Consider the following 16,920-nt stretch of genomic DNA (forward strand, 5'->3'; position numbering starts at 1 on the left):
GGAGGGCTCGCCTCCGATCGACGACCGGCCGGATCATCCCCGGAGCGGGGGCGAGCCCGGGACGGTCGAGCGGTCGGCCAGGCCGGCCACGAGCTCGGCGAGCGCCTCCTCGGCCGTGCGGGTCGGCGCCCAGCCGAGCTCGGCGCGGGCGCGCTCGGTCGACATCACCGGGACGTTGCCCGCGATGTCGAGCCAGCCCGCGTCGGTGCGCTGCAGGCGCAGGTGCCAGGTCGCGGTGACGACGGAGCGGAGCAGCCCGAACGGCACCGTGACCAGGCGGGCGCCGAAGGCGTGCGCCAGCCGCTCCGGAGTGAGGACCGGCTCGGCCGCGATGTTGAAGGCCCCGCCGGCGCGCCGGTCGAGCGCGCGCCAGAAGGCGTCGGCCACGTCGTCGGCGTGCACGCCCTGGAAGACGATGCTCCGCGGCAGCGGCAGGACCGGGATCCGGACCGCCTTCAGCCACCGCGTCGGGTAGTGGGGACCGGCGAAGAGCCCGGCGATCTCCGTCGCCGCTCCGCGCTGGAAGACGAGCCCCGGGCGCAGGCGTGTGACGACGATCTCGGGGTGCCGCTCCTCGAAGGCGTCGAGCTGCCGCTCGTTCGCGGCCTTGTGGCGGCTGTAGGTCGAGGTGTGCAGGCCGCCCGTGGGCCAGTCCTCGGTCACCCGGATCGACTTCGGCGCGGCGCTGTAGGCACCCACGGACGAGGCGACGGCGACCTGGCCGACTCCCGCGGCGGCGACCGCCTCGAGCACGGCCGCGGTGCCTCCGACGTCGACCAGCCGCTGGAACGGCTCGTCGTGGCTGGGCTGCAGCGCCCAGGCGAGGTGCACGACGGCGTCGACGCCGGCGAAGGCCTCGCGGAGCCGCCGCGGGGCGACGCTCGACGCGAGGTCGATCTCGACCCAGCGCACGTCGCGGTACTCCTCCGAGCGGAGCCGAGGGGCCCGGCGGGCGATGCCCACGACCTCCTCCACCCCGGCCTCGCCGTGCAGGCGCCGCAGCAGCGCCGTCCCCAGGTTGCCGGTCGCCCCGACGATAGCGATCCGCATGGCGTCATCCCTCCGGGAGCGGCGCACGCCGACCCCCTCCTCCGAGGCTAGGCAGGGGCGCCGCCGCGGAGGAGCCGCTTGACAGCGGGCACGACCGGACGCTCGGCGGGGACCGCCGGCGGCCGGCGGGGTGAACGCTCCTCCCCAGGGTGGATGCGGCCTAGACCACGGCGCGAGCGGGCGCATCCCCCCGCGCGGCCGGCCGCCGATCCCTAGCCTGGGACGATGCTGCCGACACCGCCCCGCCGCGTCCTCCCCGTGCGACACGAGGTCGAGGGCGTCACGCTGCGGACGGTCGACACCGGTCCGGCCGGAGCGGGCGCGGTGTTCGTCCTGATCCACGGGATCGGGATGTCGCACCACACCTTCTCGCCGCTCGCCGCCCGCCTGAAGCGGCACGGCCGGGTGATCGGCGTCGACCTCGCCGGCTTCGGCGCGAACGCGCGCCCGCGGCGGAGGGTCGGCCTCGAGGACCACGCGCGGCAGGTCGAGCAGGTCCTCCGCGGACTGGGCGTCTCGTGCGCGGTCGTCGTCGGGCACTCGATGGGGTCGCAGGTGGCGGTCGAACTGGGGCTGCGCGCGCCCGGCCTGGTCGACGGCGCGGTGCTCATCGGGCCGGTGGTGGATCCGCAGCGGCCCGGAGCGGTCCGCCAGGGGCTCGCGCTGCTGCGGGACTGCCTCGGCGAGCCGGTGGGCGTCGACGCGATCCTGCTGGCCGACTACCTGCGCGGCGGCCTGCGCTGGTACCTGCGCCAGCTGCCCGAGATGCTGCGGCATCCGGTGCAGGATCGCGTCGCCCGGCTGGAGGTGCCGGTCCTCGTCGCCCGCGGCCGCGACGATCCGATCGCCACCCGCGACTGGTGCGAGCGGCTCACGGCCCACGCGCGCGAGGGGCGGCTCGTCGAATTCGCCGGCTCGCGCCACGTCGTCCCCCGCACCGACCCCGGAGCGCTCGCCCGCGAGATCCTCCGCTTCGCCGCTGCCCTCGGCGAGAGGCCCGCCGCCCCGCTGCCCCTCCGGTCGGAGCCGGCCGCATGAGCCGGCTCCGGCGCCTGGTGCGCGACGCCGTCTGGTGGATCCGCGACTACGCCTACGCCGTCGCCTGGCAGGTGCGCGGCGTCCTCTCGCGCCGCGCCCCGGACGACTACCTCGACGGCGACCGGCGGCCCGTCGTGGTCCTCCCGGGGATCTGGGAGACCTGGTCCTTCCTCCGCCCGATCATCGATCCGCTGCACGAGCGCGGGCACCCTCTCCACGTGCTGACGAGCCTCGGCCGCAACGGCCGCCCGGTCGCCCGGACGGCCGAGGACGTGGCCGCCTACCTCGCCGAGCACGGGCTCCGCGACGTGGTGATCGTCGCCCACAGCAAGGGCGGACTGATCGGCAAGTACGTGATGACCGAGCTCGACCCGGACGGCCGGGTCGACCGGATGGTCGCCGTGGCGACCCCGTTCGGCGGCTCCCGCTACGCGCCCTACCTGGTCCTCCGGAGCCTGCGCGCCTTCTCGCCGCGCGACGCCACGACCCTGCTGCTGTCGAGCCGCGCCGGAGCGAACGCGCGGATCACGTCCGTGTTCGGCCTCTTCGATCCGCACATCCCCGAGGGCAGCATGCTCGAGGGCGCGGTCAACGTCCGGATCGAGACCGGCGGGCACTTCCGCATCCTGAGCGACCCCGAGACGCTCACCGCGGTCGTCACGGCGGTCTCGGCGGAGGAGCGCGCCGACGGAGAGGCGCCCTGACGACGGCGGAACCCCTGGCGACTCCGCAGCAACCCGCGTCGCCGCGGCGGAACACCCTGTCGCCTCCGGCCCGCGAGGCGGAGCGTGGAGTCATGCCCGCCTCCTCCACCGGCCCGACCGAGCTCCTCCTCGTCCGTCACGGCGAGAGCCTCGCCAACATCGCGGCGAGCGCCGCCGAGGCCTCGGGGGCGCACGAGATCGCCGTCGACCGCCGCGACCCCGACGTCGAGCTCTCCCCCGCCGGCGAGGAGCAGGCGCGCGCGCGGCCGCTGGCTGGCCGAGGAGGCGCGGCCCGCCTCCGCCTGGACGTCGCCCTACCGCCGCGCCTCCGCGACCGCGCGCCTCGCCCTCGGCGAGGCCCACATCGACGTGCGGCTGCGCCCCGACGAGCGCCTGCGCGACCGCGACCTCGGCGTCACCGACCGCCTCACCTCCGCCGGCGTGCGGGCCCGGATGCCCGAGGAGGCGGCGCGGCGCGAGTGGCTCGGCAAGTTCTACTATCGGCCGCCGGGAGGCGAGGCCTGGACGGACCTCGCGCTCCGCGTCCGCGCCTTCGTCGACCACCTCGCTGTCGCCGCGCCTCCCGGGCCGGCGATCCTCTTCTGCCACGACGCGGTCGTCCTCGTCCTCCGCTACGTCCTCGAGGGCCTCTCCGAGCACGAGCTGCTCGACATCGGCGCCTCGACGCCCGTCGCCAACGGCTCCGTCACCCGTCTCGTCCGCGACGGCGACGCCTGGCGCCTCGAGCTCTTCAACCGCACGTCCCACCTCGAGCGCTCCGGCGCCCCCGTCACCCGGCACGACGACCGCGCGGCCGGAGAAGGAGACCCTCATGAGTGACCTCGTCTCCCGCGCCCTGCTCGAGCAGCGCCGGCCCCTCCCGGAGCCCGGAGGCTCGAAGCACTCCCGCGGCGACGTCGTCGTCGTCGGCGGCGCCCGCAAGACGCCCGGCGCCGCGATCCTCGCGGGGATCGCTGCGCTGCGAACCGGTGCGGGGCGCATCACGCTCTGCGTCGCCGAGTCGGTCGCGTCGGCCACCGCGGTCGCGCTGCCGGAGTGCGGAGTGGTCCCGCTCGCGGAGACGCGCACCGGCTCCGTCTCGGGCCGCGGGCTCGACGTCCTGGCCGGCGAGCTCTCCGCCGCCGACGTCGCCCTGATCGGACCCGGCCTGGACGACCCGCGCGCGACCGCCGCGACCCTCCGTGCCCTCGCTCCGCTCCTCGACGATGTGCCGGCCGTGCACCTCGACGCCTTCCCGCTCGGGGTCCTGCCCGGGCAGCGCCGTCTCGCGCGGAGGCTCGCGGGCCGGCTCCTGCTGACCCCGAACTCGGAGGAGGCGTCCCGGCTCCTCGGCGAGGAGGTCGACGACGTCGAGCGGGCCGCCCTCGCGGTCGCCGAGCGCTACGGCGCGGTGGTGAGCCTGTTCACCACCATCGCCTCGCCGGACGGCGACGCGGTGCGGATCGAGGGCGAGCACCCCGGGCTGGCCACCGCGGGCAGCGGCGACGTGCTCGCCGGAGCGACGGCGGGCCTGCGCGGGCGCGGCGTCGACCCGATGGGCGCGGCCGCCTGGGGCGCGTTCCTGCACACGGAGGCGGACACGCGCCTCTCCGCGCGGATCGGCCCGGCCGGGTACCTCGCGAGCGAGACCCCGGGGGAGTTCCCGCGCGTGCTGGCGGGCTGAGCGGGGCGGGTGCGCTGAGGACGGCAGTCGTTCCGAGGCGGGCCGGCGGTGCGAGCGCCCCGGACCGAGCCGGCGGCGTGAGCGGCGGCGATCACCGTGACCGCGGCGTCGACCTCAGTGCGCGACGTCGGCGACCGAGAACGCCACTCCCGGCGTGATCAGGATCGAGGTCTCGCGGGGCTCGCCCTCGCCCTGGTTCACCGTGATCCAGCGCGACGCGGAGCCGTCCAGGGCGCGGTCGATGCTCTCGCGCACCTCCGCGGCCGACGTCTCGCTCAGGCTGAACGGCGCTCCGCCGTAGATGATCTCGACGCGCTTCACAGCATGCTCTCCTCGCTCTGACGGGCGGTCCCGTGGGGCTCCTCGCTGATCCGCAGCCCGTGCGCCGTGTGCGAGTCGGCGAGCAGCTGTCGGATCCAGTCCGGGTTGATGTTCGGGGCACGGCCGCCGTGGTACTTGAAGCGCAACGGGATGGCGGGGTGCAGCCAGATCGAGGTGCGTCCGTCGCCGACCGCCTGCGAGTCCTTCCACGAGAAGTAGAAGGACTCGTTGCGCGCGAGCTTCGAGCCGATCACGATCTGCAGGTGCGCCAGCAGACGGTCGTCGAAGTCGGCCTCGAGGGTCGAGTCGTAGATCAGTCGCCCCATCAGGCGGTTCTCCGTTCGGGAAGTCGCCCGTCCGCGAAGGATCGGGCGGAGTCGTGAGTGTCGATCCTACCGGCGCCCCGGACGCTCACCAGGAGTCGTCCTCGCCGTGGAAGTGCGGGATCTCGGTGTCGACGGCGGAGAGGGGCCCGGCGCCGCCGTCCTCCTCGGCCACGGGGTGCGAGACGCCCAGGCGGGCCGTCTCGCGGGTGAAGCGCTCGACGAGCTCCTCGTCGAGCAGCTCCTCGGCTCCGTCGTCCTCGGACTCCGAGAACAGCTGGCTCGCCGGTCCGATCAGCAGCGCCGCCCGTCCGGGCCGGCCGGACTCCTGGCGGATCGGGATGTCGACCGTGATCGACCCCTTGGTGAGCGCCAGCGCCTCCGCGTAGGCCAGCAGTGACCGCGCGATGGCGGTACCCGTCAGCACGGAGCTGCCGGCGTAGTGGATGCGTTCCATGCCTAATTCCTACTCCTCGGGCGGCCGCCCGGTCAGCGGTTGCGCGGTCGAGGCGGGGAGCGCTAGCGCCGCGTCGATCCGGCGGTCGAGCGCATCGCGGACGGCCGGCCACTCGGCCGCGAGGATCGAGTGGACGGCCGTGTCGCGCCACGAGCCGTCGGCCCGCCGCTGGTCGTGGCGGAGCACCCCCTCGAACACGGCGCCGAGACGGAGGATCGCGGCCCGCGAGCGCGCGTTCACCGCATCCGCCTGGAGCTTCACCCGCTCGTAGCCGCTGTCGAAGGCGAGCCCGAGCACCAGCCGCTTCGCCTCCGGGTTCACGACGGTGCCCCACGTCTCGGGCGCGTAGGCCGTCCAGCCGAGGTGGGCCGCCTCGCGCGTCTCGTCGAAGTCGGCCAGCGAGGTCGTGCCGACGACGCGCCCCTCCTGCAGCACAGCGAACGGCAGGCCCGTGCCCCAGGGGTAGTAGCGGTCGACGAAGGCGCGGAACTCCTCCGGGGTGCCGGGGAGGCCGGAGGGTCCTCCTCCGTAGCCGCCGGCGAACACCTCCGGACGCCCGATCGCCCGCCCGAGCGGCTCGACGTGCTCGGCGGCGAGCGGCTCGAGGACGATCGAGCGGCCGACGAGCGTGACGGGACCGGGGCGGCGGGGACTGCTCATGCGATCAGTGTGGGGCACCGTGCCAGCATGGCTCCATGAGCACCGCCGCGCTGTTCGAGTCCGCCGCCGCCGCCCTCGTCGGCCTGCTCGCGCAGGTGCGGGACGATCAGTGGGAGCAGCCGGGGCTCGGCGTCTGGGACGTCCGCGGCCTCGCGGGCCACGCGTCGCGGGCGGTGCTGACGGTCGAGGCGTACCTCCTCGCTCCGGAGCCGCCCGAGCCGACCATCGAGGATGCTCTCGACTACTACGCCGCGCTGGCCGGGAACGTCGCCGACCCCGCGGCGGTGGCGCGGCGCGGGGTCGAGGCGGGGCTGCTGCTCGGCGACAGGCCGGCTCGGGCACTGGCGGAGGCGGCGGGCCGCGCGGTCGAGCTGATCGCCGCTCAGCGTCCCGGCCGCCTCGTCGCAGTGGGCGGCCACGGGATCGAACTGGACGAGTACCTCCGGACCCGGCTGCTCGAGCTGGTCGTGCACACGCTCGACCTCTCGCGCGCCACCGGGATCCCGCACGTGCTGCCCGGCGAGGCCGTCGAGGCGTGCTGCGCGCTGACCGGCGGGCTGGCCGCTCGAGCCGGACGCGGCGAGGAGCTCCTGCTCGCGCTGAGCGGGCGGGAGCCCCTCGCCGCGAGGTTCTGGGTGGTGTGAGGGCGCCGGCCCCCGGCCGCGGGTTCTGCGCGGCGCCGGCCCTCGGGGCACCGGGTCCTCCGTGGTGAGGGCGCCGATCCTCAGGCCGCGGGTTCGGCGTGGTGCCGGCTCTCAGGCCACGGCGAGAGCGGCGACCGGCGACACCTTCGTGGCGCGGCGGGCGGGCAGCACGGCCGAGACGACCGTGATCACGACGCCGACCACGAGCACCGCCACCAGGATCGGCACCGGGACGGTCGGCGGGATCAGTCCGATGCCCGGCAGCGAGCCGAACACCGAGATCGCGCCGCACCAGCCGTACACGACGCCGAGCACGATGCCGAGGACAGCGGCAGCGATGATCATCTGCGCCGCCTCGAGCACCACCATCGACCGCACCTGCGAGCCGGTGAAGCCGAGCGCGCGGAGCAGGCCCAGCTCGCGCCGGCGCTGCAGCACGCTGAGCGACAGCGTGTTGACCATGCCGACGGCGGCCAGGACGACCGAGAAGCCGAGCAGGACGCTCATCACCGCGGTGCTCACCTGGATGAACTGCTCGAACGCCGCGATCACCTCGGGGTTCGTCTCACCCGAGCGCTCCATGATCGTGCCGAAGGTGGCGGCGGCGACCGCGAACATCGTGACCAGCGACACTCCGATGACCAGTCCGATGACGGCGCGGGCGCTGCGCGCCGGATTGCGGACGGCGTTGGCGGACGCCAGGCGGGCGACGGGGCCCCGGCCGAAGGCGCGGCCCACGAGGGCCGTGAGCGGAGGGAGCAGGACGGGCGCCCCGAGGATCACGCCGGTGAAGGACGCCATGCCTCCGACCAGCCCGAGGAGGACGCCGCCGGGGTTGGCGAGCCCGAGGACCACGCCGGCGGCGAGCAGCAGCGCGCCGATCACGACGAAGACGATCGCCGTGACGTTGCGGGCGGTGCGGCCGCGCAGCTCCTCGTAGCGGGGCTCGGCGGACGATCCGGCGGCCTGCGACGGCGCGACCGCGAGCACGCGGCGCGATCCGGACCACGAGGCGATGACCGTCGAGGCGACCACGGCGATCAGCGGCAGCACGAGGCCGGGCGAGACGAGCGGGTAGTCGACGCGGGGCAGGGTGCCGCTCCGGATGGCGAGCTCCGCGGCGAGCGCCACGAGAGCGACGCCGGCGACCAGGCCGATCGCCGCTCCGAGGAGCCCCTGCAGGAGGCCCGTGCGGACGATCCCGCTGCGCAGCGACCGGCCGGAGGCGCCGAGCAGGCGCAGCAGGGCGATCTCGCGGGTGCGCCCGGCGATGACGGTCGAGACCGCGTTGGCCGTGACGATCCCGCCCACGAACACCGCGATGCCGAAGAAGACGGCGCCGACCATCCCGAGCATGAGGGCGACCTGGCCGATGCCGTCGATGCCCGCTGCCGCGAAGGCCGCGACCATGTCGGCGATGACCTGCACCAGCACGGCGCCGAACGCCGCGGCGAGTGCGGCGACGGTGACGATGGCGCCCCCGCCCTGGCTCGAGCCCGTGCGCACGCCGCTCACGCCGCGCCCTCCATCGTGAGCATCGCGCGCGAGATCTCCTCGGCGCTCATCCCGCGGCGGTCGTCGACGACGGCCCCGTCGCGGAGGAAGACGATGCGGTCGGCGTAGGCCGCCGCGATCGGGTCGTGGGTGACCATCGCGATCGACTGGCCGTACTCGCGGGTGGAGGCGCGGAGCAGGCTGAGGACCTCACGACCGGTACGGGAGTCCAGGTTGCCGGTGGGCTCGTCGGCGAAGATCAGCTGCGGCCGGGTGGCGAGGGCGCGGGCGATCGCCACACGCTGCTGCTGCCCGCCCGAGAGCTCGTGGGGCCGGTGCGTGAGGCGCTCGCGGAGCCCGAGGGACTCGATCAGCCGGGCGATCCACTGCTCCTCGTCGCCGGTCACGGAGCGGCCGTCGAGCTCGAACGGGAGGCGGATGTTTCCGCGCACGTCGAGCGTGGGGACGAGGTTGAAGGCCTGGAAGACGAAGCCGACGCTGCGGCGGCGGAGCACGGTCAGCTCGGCGTCGCTCATCGAGGTGATCTCGGCGTCCCCGAGGAACACGCGGCCGGAGGAGGCGGTGTCGAGGCCTGCGAGGACGTGCATGAGCGTCGACTTACCGGATCCGCTGGGGCCCATCACCGCGGTGAACTCGCCCCGCTCGATCGAGAGGGTGACGTCGTCGAGGGCGACGACGGGCGGCGTGCTGCCGTAGAGCTTGCGCACGCCCTCGACGCGCGCCACGACGGAGGAGGTCTGGTTCTGCATGTCCTCGACGCTACGGAGGCACCCGTGTCGCCGGCGTCGTCCGCAGTGGCTCGCGGCGTCATCCCTCCGGCGGACCCGCAGTGGTCCTGCGGGGTCAGCGGGGCCGGAGCCCCGCCCGGCGGAGGGCGAGGGCCGCCAGCGCGGCGGTGACGGCCGGGTCGCCGGTCCGCCAGCCCGCGGCGGCGTCCGGGTGCGCGGCGAGGACCTCGCGGGGGGACGCCTGGGTGAGCGCGCGCAGGGCCAGCAGCTCGGTTCCGCCGCCCGTCGAGCCGAGGGCGCGCAGCTCGGCGGTCCGGCGGGCGAAGCGGAGCCGGGGCCGGAGCCAGAGCACGGCCAGGAGCAGGAGCGGGAGGCCCCCGACGGCGAGCCCGGCGACCACGGCCAGGGCGCTCGCGAGCTGCTGCTGGTCGCGTCCGGCGGCGGCCAGCACGGAGCCGGCCCCGCTCGCCTCGTCGAAGGGCGCGCGCACGGCGTCGCCGAGCAGCGGGATGCCGCCGAGGGTGGTCCCGGCGTCGCTCATGGTCGAGCCGAAGCCGCTGCCGGCGCTCTCGAGCCGACGGCCGATCTCGGCCAGGCCGGCGATCAGCGAGCCGACCGCGATCCCCGCGGCGATCGCCACGACGGCTACGCCGAGAGCGAGGGCGTCGGCCAGGATCTGCCGCGCGCGGACGGCCGGGAGGTCGGCGTAGATCTGCATGGGCCGATTATCCGGCGCGCTCGGCAGCGGTCGTGTTCACAACTCAGGAGGAATTCGTTCGGACCCGCCCCGATCCGCATGAATCCCTCGGCCCGAGGGCGTTCGTCCTGAGTTGTGAACACGATCGCCGGTCGCCGAGGCTTGCGACGTCCCTCCACAGTCGAATCGGATGGCCCGGTCGTCCCGGCACGGGCAGGAGGCCCTCCCCGAACGGCGGTCGGGCGCCAGGCTCGCCGTGTGGATCTCGATCGCCTGCTGTCCCTCCACGGCGGAGTCTCCTCGCGGCCGGTCCTGCTCGCCGCCGGCGCGACTGCTCGCGGCCTCACGGCAGCGGTCGCGGACGGCCGCTTGGTCCGTGGCCGGAGCGGCCGGTACGCCTCGCCGAACCTTCCTCCGGAGGCCCTCACCGCCTTCCGGCTCGGAGGCCGCCTCGCCGCGACCGATGCGGCTCGCTCCCACGGGCTCTGGGTTCTGCGCTCGCCTCGGCTGCACGTGCACGTCGGGCCGAACGCCGGTCGGCTCACCGTTCCCCGCGGCGTCCGCCTGCACTGGGACCCGGCCTGGCCCGACGACGAGCCGCTGCGGGTGTCCGTCCCGCACGCACTGCTGCAGCTGGGTCGCACCCTCGGCGACGAGGACCTGCTGGTCGCGCTCGAGTCGGCGCTCGAGAAGCGCCTCCTCGGGCCCGACGACCTCGCCGAGCTGCGGGCGGCCTGCCCGCAGCGGCTCCAGGCGCTCCTCGCGTTCGCCCGCGACGACTCGGGCAGCGGCGTCGAGACCCTGGCCCGGTGGCGCCTGCATTCGATCGGGGTCGAGTGCTCGACCCAGGTCCGGATCCCCGGGGTCGGGCGCGTCGATCTGCTGATCGGCTCGAGCCTGATCGTCGAGCTCGACGGCAGATCGACGCACGACTTCGAGAACGATCGCCGCCGCGATCTGTTCGCCACGGTCGACGGCTGCGTCACCCTCCGCTTCTCGGCGACCCAGGTGCTCACGCAGTGGACGGAGGTCGAGCGGGCGATCCTCGTGGCGATCGACCGCGGGCTGCACCGCCTCTAGTCGAGGAGGTCGTGCAGCACGACGACCTGCTCGCGCTCCGGCCCGACGCCGATCGCCGAGAACCGGGCGCCGCTCATCGCCTCGAGCGCGCGCACGTAGTCCTGCGCGGTCTGCGGCAGGTCCGAGAACTCGCGGCAGCCGGAGATGTCCTCCTGCCAGCCGGGGAACTCCTCGTAGATCGGCTTCGCGTGGTGGAAGTCGCTCTGCGAGACCGGGACCTCGTCGTGGCGCACGCCGTCGACGTCGTAGGCGACGCAGACGGGGATGGTCTCGAGGCCCGAGAGCACGTCGAGCTTGGTGAGGACGAAGTCGGTGACCCCGTTGATCCGCGCCGAGTAGCGGGCGATCGGGGCGTCGTACCAGCCGCAGCGGCGCGGGCGGCCGGTCGTGGTGCCGAACTCGAAGCCCTGCCGGCGGAGGTACTCGCCCCACTCGTCGAAGAGCTCGGTCGGGAACGGGCCGGCCCCGACGCGGGTCGTGTACGCCTTGATGACCGCGATGACGCGGTCGATGCGGTTCGGTGCGACTCCGGAGCCGGTGGCCGCTCCTCCCGAGGTCGCGTTGGAGGAGGTGACGAACGGGTAGGTGCCGTGGTCGACGTCGAGCATCGTGGCCTGGCCGGCCTCGAACAGCACCGTCCTGCCGGCGTCGAGCGCCTGCGAGAGGATCAGCGACGTGTCGGCGACCATCGGGCGGAGGCGCTCGGTGTACTGCAGCAGGTCCTCCAGCACCTGCTCGACCAGGATCGCGCGGCGGTTGTAGACCTTCACCAGCAGGTGGTTCTTCTGGTCGAGGGCGCCCTCGACCTTCTGGCGGAGGATGTTCTCGTCGAAGAGGTCCTGGATGCGGATGCCGACGCGGTTGATCTTGTCGGCGTACGCCGGGCCGATGCCGCGGCCGGTGGTGCCGATCTGGCGCTTGCCGAGGAAGCGCTCCGTCACCTTGTCGAGGGTGCGGTGGTAGCTGGTGATGACGTGTGCGTTGGCGCTGACGAGCAGCTTCGACACGTCGACCCCGCGCGCGCTCAGCGCCTCGAGCTCGTGGAACAGCACCTCGATGTCGACGACGACGCCGTTCGCGATGACCGGGACGACGCCCGGGGTGAGGATGCCGGAGGGGAGCAGGTGCAGGGCGTACTTCTCGTCGCCCACCACGACCGTGTGCCCGGCGTTGTTGCCGCCGTTGAACTTCACGACGTAGTCGACGCGGCTGCCGAGGAGGTCGGTGGCGCGTCCCTTGCCCTCGTCGCCCCACTGGGCGCCGGTGATGACGATTGCTGGCATGGCGTGTCCTTCTCGACGGGAGGGGCGGGGGTGGGCGGGTGCGGCGCGGCAGTCGTGCCGCCTCCGCGCGACCAGCCGCTCGATTCTAGCGGAGGCGCCGGAGGACGGCTCCTGCGCTCGAGGTCGACCCGGCGGACTCTTTCGCCGCGGGCCGGCCCCGCGGACTCCCCTCGGCTCCGCGTCGGTCCCGCGGACGCATCGCCGAGCAATGCTCTCGATCCCGTCATGCGCAGTTCACACGCGGCGCATAGATTCGAGGACGTTCACACTCCACTCATCACGCGAACAGGACCACGATGCGCAGACTCCGCGCCGCAAGCCTCCTCGCCGTCGTCGCACTCGGAACCGCCACCGCCGCTCCGATCGCCTCGGCCGCCCCTCTCGACGACGGCGTCGAGCTCACCCTGGTGTCGACGACCGACACGCACGGACACGTCTACGACTGGGACTACTTCGCGAACGCGCCGTACCCGGCCGACGGCGCGCTCGGCCTCACCCGCGTCGCGACCGAGGTCGACCGCCTCCGCGCCGAGAAGGGCGAGGAGTCCGTGCTCGTCATGGACAACGGCGACGCGATCCAGGGCACGCCGCTCACCTACTACTACGGCCTCGGCGACGGCGCCGCGGGCGTCCTCTCCGGCGAGACGACGCACCCGATGGCCACCGCGTTCAACACCATCGGCTACGACGCGCAGGTCGTCGGCAACCACGAGTACAACTACGGGCTCGACATGCTCGGCGCCTACGAGGGCGATCTGAACGCCCCGCTGCTGGGCGCGAACGTCGTCGACGTCGCCACCGGCAAGCCGTACCACGACCCCTACACGCTGATCGAGCGCGAGATCGACGGGAAGACGGTCACCGTCGGCGTCCTCGGCCTCGTCACCCCCGGCGTCCGCGTCTGGGACAAGCAGTACGTCGACGGCGTCCTCGAGTTCCAGGACATGGTCGCCGCCGCGAAGCAGTGGGTCCCGATCGTGCAGGAGCAGGCCGACGTGGTCGTCGTCCTCGCGCACACCGGCCAGGGCACGGTGCCGGACGCCGAGTACGACGCCGCCGACCTCAACGAGGACGTCGTCAACAACATCGCGACGCAGGTCCCCGGCATCGACGTGGTCGTCGCCGGCCACAGCCACAAGGACCTGCCGCAGACGCTGTTCACCAACGTCGCCGGCGAGCAGGTGCTCGTCACCCAGCCCGAGTTCTGGGCGCAGGGCCTCACCGAGGTCACCCTGAACCTGGTGCCGGACGCCGCGGGCGGCCTCGAGGTCGACTGGTCGGCCGGGAACGCGCCCGTCACGCAGCCCGTCTACGCGAAGGACATCGCCGAGGAGTCGCCCGCACTGGTCGACGCCCTCGCCGAGCAGCACGCCGCCACGATCGAGTACGTGAACACCCCCGTCGCCGACTCGGTCGAGGAGCTCTCGGCCGCGACCTCGCGCTACGAGGACACCCCGATCATCGACTTCATCAACACCGTGCAGGCCGAGACCGTCGAGACGGCTCTCGAGGGCACCGAGTGGGCCGACCTGCCGGTGATCTCGCAGGCGTCGCCGTTCTCGCGCACCGCCGTCTTCCCGAAGGGACAGGTCAGCATCCGCGACATCGCGGGCCTGTACATCTACGAGAACACCCTCCGCGGAGTGGAGCTGACCGGAGCCGAGGTGCGCGACTACCTCGAGTTCTCGGCCCGCTACTTCGTGCAGACCGCCGAGGGCGCCGTGTTCGACCCCGAGACCGGCACCAACGCGACGACCGAGGACCGCCCCGACGGCATCCCGGACTACAACTACGACGCGATCTCGGGCCTGGACTACGTGATCGACGTCTCCCAGCCCGCCGGCTCGCGGATCCGCGGTCTCGCCCACGCCGACGGCACCCCCGTCGCCGACGACGAGCGCTTCGTGATGGCGGTCAACAACTACCGCCAGAGCGGCGGAGGCGCCTACCCGGCCGTCGCGCAGGCACCGCTCGTCTACGACGAGCGTCTCGAGATCCGCCAGCTCCTCATCGACTGGTCGACCGCCCGCGGCGTGATCGACCAGGCCGACTTCTACGACCCCAACTGGTCGCTGACGACGGAGCCCGCCGCCGAGGTCCCGGTCACCCCGGCGCCGACCGAGCCCGGCACCCCGACGGAGCAGCCCACCACCGCTCCGTCGCCGCACCCCACCACCACGGCGGCCCCCGTCGCGGGAGGCTCCGGCCCGGGCTCGCTCGCGAACACCGGCGCCGACGCGGCCGGCCTGATCGGCGGAGCCCTCGTGCTGCTGCTGTCGGGTCTCGCGCTGGTCGTCGCGCGACGCCGCCTCGCGGCCTAGCCGAGCAGGGCACGGGCGGCGGTCGGCGGGGTCTCCCGCCGACCGCCGTTCGTCGTTCCGGAGGATCGCAGGATGATCGGGCCGCGGACCGGCGGCTCAGTCCCCGCGGCGTCGCGACCGGCGGGCCCGCCAGGCCGAGAACGCCCCCGTGGACCAGAGCGCCCAGATCACCAGCAGGGGCTGGAAGACGAGCCGCACCGCGCGCGCCGCGTCCGTCTCGAGGCCGAACGCCGGCGTCCGCGTCACCAGCTGCGAGATGTTCCCCGGGAAGACCGCGACGAAGAACGCGGCCACTATGACTCCCACGATCACCCGCCACCGCACGAGCACGACGAGCGCGAGCCCGAGCGCGATCTCGACGACGCCCGACGCGACGACCACCAGGTCCGGGTCGGCCGGCAGCCACGGCGGGACCTGCGCCTGGAAGGCCTGACGCGCGACCGTCAGGTGCGCCGTGCCGGCCGTGACGAGCAGCAGGCCCAGGAGGATGCGGGCGAGAGTGCGCGGGAGGGAGCGGCGTCCTCCGTCGTGCGCTGTGGCGGCGGTCATGCCCCCAGTCTGCGCTCGGAGCCCGCTCGCGCCGACCGCGCGCGCGTTCCGGCGGCGCCCCGTATCCTCGTTACCGCCCCGTCCGCAGACCGTGAAACGAGTTCCATGAGCACCCTGCCCCGCCTGATGGCCTTCGACCTCGACGACACCCTCGCCGCCTCGAAGTCCCCCGTCGACCCGGCGATGGCCGACCTCTTCGTGAAGCTGCTCCAGGCCACCGAGGTGTGCATCATCTCGGGCGGCCAGATCGGCCAGTTCCGGATGCAGGTGCTCGACCGCCTCGAGGGCGCCGACCCCGAGGTCCTCGCGAAGCTGCACCTCATGCCCACCTGCGGCACGCAGTACTACCGGTACGAGAACGGCGACTGGGCGCAGATCTACGCCGAGAACCTCACCGAGGACGAGAAGTCGCGCGCGCTCGCCGCCGTCGAGGAGAAGGCGAAGGAGCTCGGCTACTGGGAGTCCGAGACCTGGGGCCCGATCCTCGAGGACCGCGACTCGCAGATCACCTTCTCGGCCCTCGGCCAGTCCGCGCCCGTCGAGGTCAAGCAGGCCTGGGACCCGGACGGCGAGAAGAAGAACACCCTCCGTGAGGCCGTGCAGGCCGTGCTCCCCGACCTCGAGGTCCGCTCCGGCGGCTCGACGTCGGTCGACATCACCCGCAAGGGCATCGACAAGGCGTACGGGATGAACAAGCTCACCGAGCTGACGGGCATCCCTCTCGACGACATGATCTTCGTCGGCGACCGCCTCGACCCGGACGGCAACGACTACCCCGTCAAGGCGATGGGCGTCGAGTGCTTCGCCGTCGAGGGCTGGCACGACACCGCCGCGTACCTCCGCTCCTACGGCCTGTAGCCGCTCCGCGCGCGAGACGTTCCGGGATCCCTTGCTGCGGCGGGGGATTCCGTGCATCCGAGGGTCGTCGCACGCCTCGGGCGCTGGACGTCGTGGGCGGTGCGCGTCCAGCTGCCGTCAGGCGTCGGCGCCCCCTCGCGGGTCCTGTGCACCCGCGCGTCCAGGCGCTGCGCAGGCGGGCACCGTCAGGCGTCCGGTGCTCCGTCGGGGCCTCGGGCGCAGCGCGTCCGGGCTCGGCCGGTTCGGGGGTCTGCGCGTCCGGGCCCTGCGCGTCCCGGCCGCTGTCAGACGTCCTCGTTCAACGATCCGGACGCCGTGCCGTCGAGGGCGAGGCGGAGCCGTTTCGGCAGGTTCGCGACCACGATCGCGTGCGACTCCTCGATGAGCTCGAGCACCAGCTCGGGCTCGACGGTCCCGCCGGCGTCGACGGTCACCCAGTGCTTCTTGTTCAGGTGGTAGCCGGGCTCGATCCCGTCGACCCCCGCGACCAGGTGCACCACGTTCTCGGGCAGCGCCTTCACACTCACGACCGGCCGCCCGAACCGCTCCGACTCGAGCGCGAACACCTTCCCCGCGACCTTCCACACCCGGATCCCCTCCCCGAACGGGAACCCCGCCTCCGCTCCCGGAAGCCCTTCGAGAAGCCGCTCCACCGCCCCGCCGTCCATCCCCCCATCCTGCCGCAGGCCCCGCGTGCCGCCTCGACCACCCGCCACCCGAGGCCGGCCTCGCGCCGAACCACGTCCCACGTCCAGGGCCCGAAGCGGCTCGCGCCGAAGGCGCGGCCCGACCCTCCAGCACCCGCACCACGCTCGTGCCGCAACCACGGCCCGGCTCCTCCACCCCGACCCGGCTCGTGCCGCAGGCACGGCCCCCGTAGTCCCCCCGACCCGGCTCGTGCCGCAGGCACGGCTCCGCGGAGGAGGTCGAGGCCGCGGTGGTAGCCGACGCGGGCGTAGGCGTAGGAGGGGAGGGCCGCGTCGATGCCCCAGACGCTGTCGGCGAGCA

The 16,920-nt window shown here is 73.9% G+C and carries 19 protein-coding genes; 8 read left to right on the forward strand and 11 right to left on the reverse strand.

Translation table 11 applies throughout. The features are described from left to right. Positions 1 to 33: 33 nt before the first annotated feature. Positions 34 to 1,050: an NAD-dependent epimerase/dehydratase family protein gene (locus C5C27_RS05170; protein WP_104313807.1), complete on the reverse strand. Its 1,017-nt coding sequence runs from the start codon at positions 1,048 to 1,050 to the stop codon at positions 34 to 36. 225 nt (positions 1,051 to 1,275) lie between these two features. Between C5C27_RS05170 and C5C27_RS05175 the strand changes: the two genes are divergently transcribed. The 4 genes from C5C27_RS05175 to C5C27_RS05190 all read left to right on the forward strand — a co-directional run bounded on the left by C5C27_RS05175 (position 1,276) and on the right by C5C27_RS05190 (position 4,476). Then, entirely contained in the window at positions 1,276 to 2,088 is an 813-nt protein-coding gene (locus C5C27_RS05175) for an alpha/beta fold hydrolase (protein WP_104313808.1), read from the forward strand. Then, positions 2,085 to 2,792, forward strand: coding sequence for a triacylglycerol lipase (locus C5C27_RS05180; RefSeq protein ID WP_104313809.1), 708 nt, complete (start codon positions 2,085 to 2,087; stop codon positions 2,790 to 2,792). The genes C5C27_RS05175 and C5C27_RS05180 overlap by 4 nt, the downstream gene beginning before the upstream one ends. A gap of 84 nt (positions 2,793 to 2,876) precedes the next feature. Beyond that, on the forward strand, positions 2,877 to 3,632 hold the full coding sequence (locus C5C27_RS05185; RefSeq protein ID WP_258066508.1) for a histidine phosphatase family protein: 756 nt from the start codon (positions 2,877 to 2,879) through the stop codon (positions 3,630 to 3,632). Then, on the forward strand, positions 3,625 to 4,476 hold the full coding sequence (locus C5C27_RS05190) for an ADP/ATP-dependent (S)-NAD(P)H-hydrate dehydratase (RefSeq protein WP_104313810.1): 852 nt from the start codon (positions 3,625 to 3,627) through the stop codon (positions 4,474 to 4,476). Before C5C27_RS05185 ends, C5C27_RS05190 begins: the two co-directional genes overlap by 8 nt. Before the next feature lie 114 nt (positions 4,477 to 4,590). Here C5C27_RS05190 and C5C27_RS05195 read toward each other — a convergent pair whose 3' ends face one another. From C5C27_RS05195 to C5C27_RS05210, 4 genes are all read right to left on the reverse strand, one after another. Continuing rightward, positions 4,591 to 4,797, reverse strand: a complete 207-nt coding sequence (locus tag C5C27_RS05195; protein ID WP_104222775.1) for a hypothetical protein — start codon at positions 4,795 to 4,797, stop codon at positions 4,591 to 4,593. Continuing rightward, the gene (locus C5C27_RS05200; RefSeq protein ID WP_104222776.1) at positions 4,794 to 5,123 is read right to left on the reverse strand and encodes an ATP-dependent DNA ligase; all 330 of its coding nucleotides are present in this window, start codon (positions 5,121 to 5,123) and stop codon (positions 4,794 to 4,796) included. Before C5C27_RS05200 ends, C5C27_RS05195 begins: the two co-directional genes overlap by 4 nt. 85 nt (positions 5,124 to 5,208) lie before the next feature. Then, a complete protein-coding gene (locus C5C27_RS05205) occupies positions 5,209 to 5,577 on the reverse strand; it encodes a hypothetical protein (protein ID WP_104222777.1) in 369 nt (122 codons plus the stop codon). A gap of 9 nt (positions 5,578 to 5,586) precedes the next feature. Beyond that, positions 5,587 to 6,237: a GNAT family N-acetyltransferase gene (locus C5C27_RS05210; RefSeq protein ID WP_104313811.1), complete on the reverse strand. Its 651-nt coding sequence runs from the start codon at positions 6,235 to 6,237 to the stop codon at positions 5,587 to 5,589. 35 nt (positions 6,238 to 6,272) lie between these two features. Here C5C27_RS05210 and C5C27_RS05215 point away from each other — a divergent pair, with 35 nt between their 5' ends. Then, entirely contained in the window at positions 6,273 to 6,881 is a 609-nt protein-coding gene (locus tag C5C27_RS05215) for a maleylpyruvate isomerase N-terminal domain-containing protein (protein ID WP_104313812.1), read from the forward strand. Positions 6,882 to 6,992: 111 nt separating this feature from the next. On the opposite strand, the gene C5C27_RS05220 is transcribed toward C5C27_RS05215, so the two are convergent. The 3 genes from C5C27_RS05220 to C5C27_RS05230 all read right to left on the reverse strand — a co-directional run bounded on the left by C5C27_RS05220 (position 6,993) and on the right by C5C27_RS05230 (position 9,842). Further along, on the reverse strand, positions 6,993 to 8,396 hold the full coding sequence (locus tag C5C27_RS05220) for an FtsX-like permease family protein (RefSeq protein WP_258066509.1): 1,404 nt from the start codon (positions 8,394 to 8,396) through the stop codon (positions 6,993 to 6,995). Beyond that, on the reverse strand, positions 8,393 to 9,145 hold the full coding sequence (locus tag C5C27_RS05225; RefSeq protein ID WP_104222781.1) for an ABC transporter ATP-binding protein: 753 nt from the start codon (positions 9,143 to 9,145) through the stop codon (positions 8,393 to 8,395). Before C5C27_RS05225 ends, C5C27_RS05220 begins: the two co-directional genes overlap by 4 nt. A 94-nt stretch (positions 9,146 to 9,239) precedes the next feature. Further along, the gene (locus tag C5C27_RS05230) at positions 9,240 to 9,842 is read right to left on the reverse strand and encodes a hypothetical protein (RefSeq protein WP_104277542.1); all 603 of its coding nucleotides are present in this window, start codon (positions 9,840 to 9,842) and stop codon (positions 9,240 to 9,242) included. A 237-nt stretch (positions 9,843 to 10,079) separates the two neighbouring features. Between C5C27_RS05230 and C5C27_RS05235 the strand changes: the two genes are divergently transcribed. Then, entirely contained in the window at positions 10,080 to 10,901 is an 822-nt protein-coding gene (locus tag C5C27_RS05235; RefSeq protein WP_104239319.1) for a DUF559 domain-containing protein, read from the forward strand. Here C5C27_RS05235 and C5C27_RS05240 read toward each other — a convergent pair. Further along, complete coding sequence (locus tag C5C27_RS05240; protein WP_104234282.1) at positions 10,898 to 12,184, reverse strand: adenylosuccinate synthase; 1,287 nt, start codon at positions 12,182 to 12,184, stop codon at positions 10,898 to 10,900. The two genes, C5C27_RS05235 and C5C27_RS05240, sit on opposite strands and share 4 nt — an antisense overlap. 296 nt (positions 12,185 to 12,480) lie before the next feature. Here C5C27_RS05240 and C5C27_RS05245 point away from each other — a divergent pair, with 296 nt between their 5' ends. Beyond that, complete coding sequence (locus C5C27_RS05245; protein ID WP_104313813.1) at positions 12,481 to 14,505, forward strand: bifunctional UDP-sugar hydrolase/5'-nucleotidase; 2,025 nt, start codon at positions 12,481 to 12,483, stop codon at positions 14,503 to 14,505. Between the two features lie 96 nt (positions 14,506 to 14,601). Here the strand turns inward: C5C27_RS05245 and C5C27_RS05250 are convergent, their stop codons facing one another. Further along, complete coding sequence (locus tag C5C27_RS05250) at positions 14,602 to 15,054, reverse strand: DoxX family membrane protein (RefSeq protein WP_104313814.1); 453 nt, start codon at positions 15,052 to 15,054, stop codon at positions 14,602 to 14,604. A 105-nt stretch (positions 15,055 to 15,159) separates the two neighbouring features. Between C5C27_RS05250 and C5C27_RS05255 the strand changes: the two genes are divergently transcribed. Next, positions 15,160 to 15,912 (forward strand): HAD-IIB family hydrolase, encoded by a 753-nt coding sequence (locus tag C5C27_RS05255; RefSeq protein WP_104222786.1) that lies wholly within the window; start codon positions 15,160 to 15,162, stop codon positions 15,910 to 15,912. A 284-nt stretch (positions 15,913 to 16,196) separates the two neighbouring features. Here the strand turns inward: C5C27_RS05255 and C5C27_RS18510 are convergent, their stop codons facing one another. Further along, a complete protein-coding gene (locus C5C27_RS18510; RefSeq protein ID WP_104258040.1) occupies positions 16,197 to 16,580 on the reverse strand; it encodes an MmcQ/YjbR family DNA-binding protein in 384 nt (127 codons plus the stop codon). Positions 16,581 to 16,920 lie beyond the last annotated feature (340 nt).

The sequence above is a fragment of the Rathayibacter sp. AY2B7 genome, from assembly GCF_002931635.1.
In the GTDB taxonomy this organism is placed as follows: domain Bacteria; phylum Actinomycetota; class Actinomycetes; order Actinomycetales; family Microbacteriaceae; genus Rathayibacter.

What these genes read in the sequence shown, in the direction of transcription:
- C5C27_RS05230 (WP_104277542.1), bottom strand. Translation starts at nt 9,842, where the DNA reads ATGCAGATCTACGCCGACCTCCCGGCCGTCCGCGCGCGGCAGATCCTG.
- C5C27_RS05250 (WP_104313814.1), bottom strand. Translation starts at nt 15,054, where the DNA reads ATGACCGCCGCCACAGCGCACGACGGAGGACGCCGCTCCCTCCCGCGC.
- C5C27_RS05170 (WP_104313807.1), bottom strand. Translation starts at nt 1,050, where the DNA reads ATGCGGATCGCTATCGTCGGGGCGACCGGCAACCTGGGGACGGCGCTG.
- C5C27_RS05245 (WP_104313813.1), top strand. Translation starts at nt 12,481, where the DNA reads ATGCGCAGACTCCGCGCCGCAAGCCTCCTCGCCGTCGTCGCACTCGGA.
- C5C27_RS05240 (WP_104234282.1), bottom strand. Translation starts at nt 12,184, where the DNA reads ATGCCAGCAATCGTCATCACCGGCGCCCAGTGGGGCGACGAGGGCAAG.
- C5C27_RS05215 (WP_104313812.1), top strand. Translation starts at nt 6,273, where the DNA reads ATGAGCACCGCCGCGCTGTTCGAGTCCGCCGCCGCCGCCCTCGTCGGC.
- C5C27_RS05225 (WP_104222781.1), bottom strand. Translation starts at nt 9,145, where the DNA reads ATGCAGAACCAGACCTCCTCCGTCGTGGCGCGCGTCGAGGGCGTGCGC.
- C5C27_RS05210 (WP_104313811.1), bottom strand. Translation starts at nt 6,237, where the DNA reads ATGAGCAGTCCCCGCCGCCCCGGTCCCGTCACGCTCGTCGGCCGCTCG.
- C5C27_RS05175 (WP_104313808.1), top strand. Translation starts at nt 1,276, where the DNA reads ATGCTGCCGACACCGCCCCGCCGCGTCCTCCCCGTGCGACACGAGGTC.
- C5C27_RS05190 (WP_104313810.1), top strand. Translation starts at nt 3,625, where the DNA reads ATGAGTGACCTCGTCTCCCGCGCCCTGCTCGAGCAGCGCCGGCCCCTC.
- C5C27_RS05205 (WP_104222777.1), bottom strand. Translation starts at nt 5,577, where the DNA reads ATGGAACGCATCCACTACGCCGGCAGCTCCGTGCTGACGGGTACCGCC.
- C5C27_RS05255 (WP_104222786.1), top strand. Translation starts at nt 15,160, where the DNA reads ATGAGCACCCTGCCCCGCCTGATGGCCTTCGACCTCGACGACACCCTC.
- C5C27_RS18510 (WP_104258040.1), bottom strand. Translation starts at nt 16,580, where the DNA reads ATGGACGGCGGGGCGGTGGAGCGGCTTCTCGAAGGGCTTCCGGGAGCG.
- C5C27_RS05180 (WP_104313809.1), top strand. Translation starts at nt 2,085, where the DNA reads ATGAGCCGGCTCCGGCGCCTGGTGCGCGACGCCGTCTGGTGGATCCGC.
- C5C27_RS05200 (WP_104222776.1), bottom strand. Translation starts at nt 5,123, where the DNA reads ATGGGGCGACTGATCTACGACTCGACCCTCGAGGCCGACTTCGACGAC.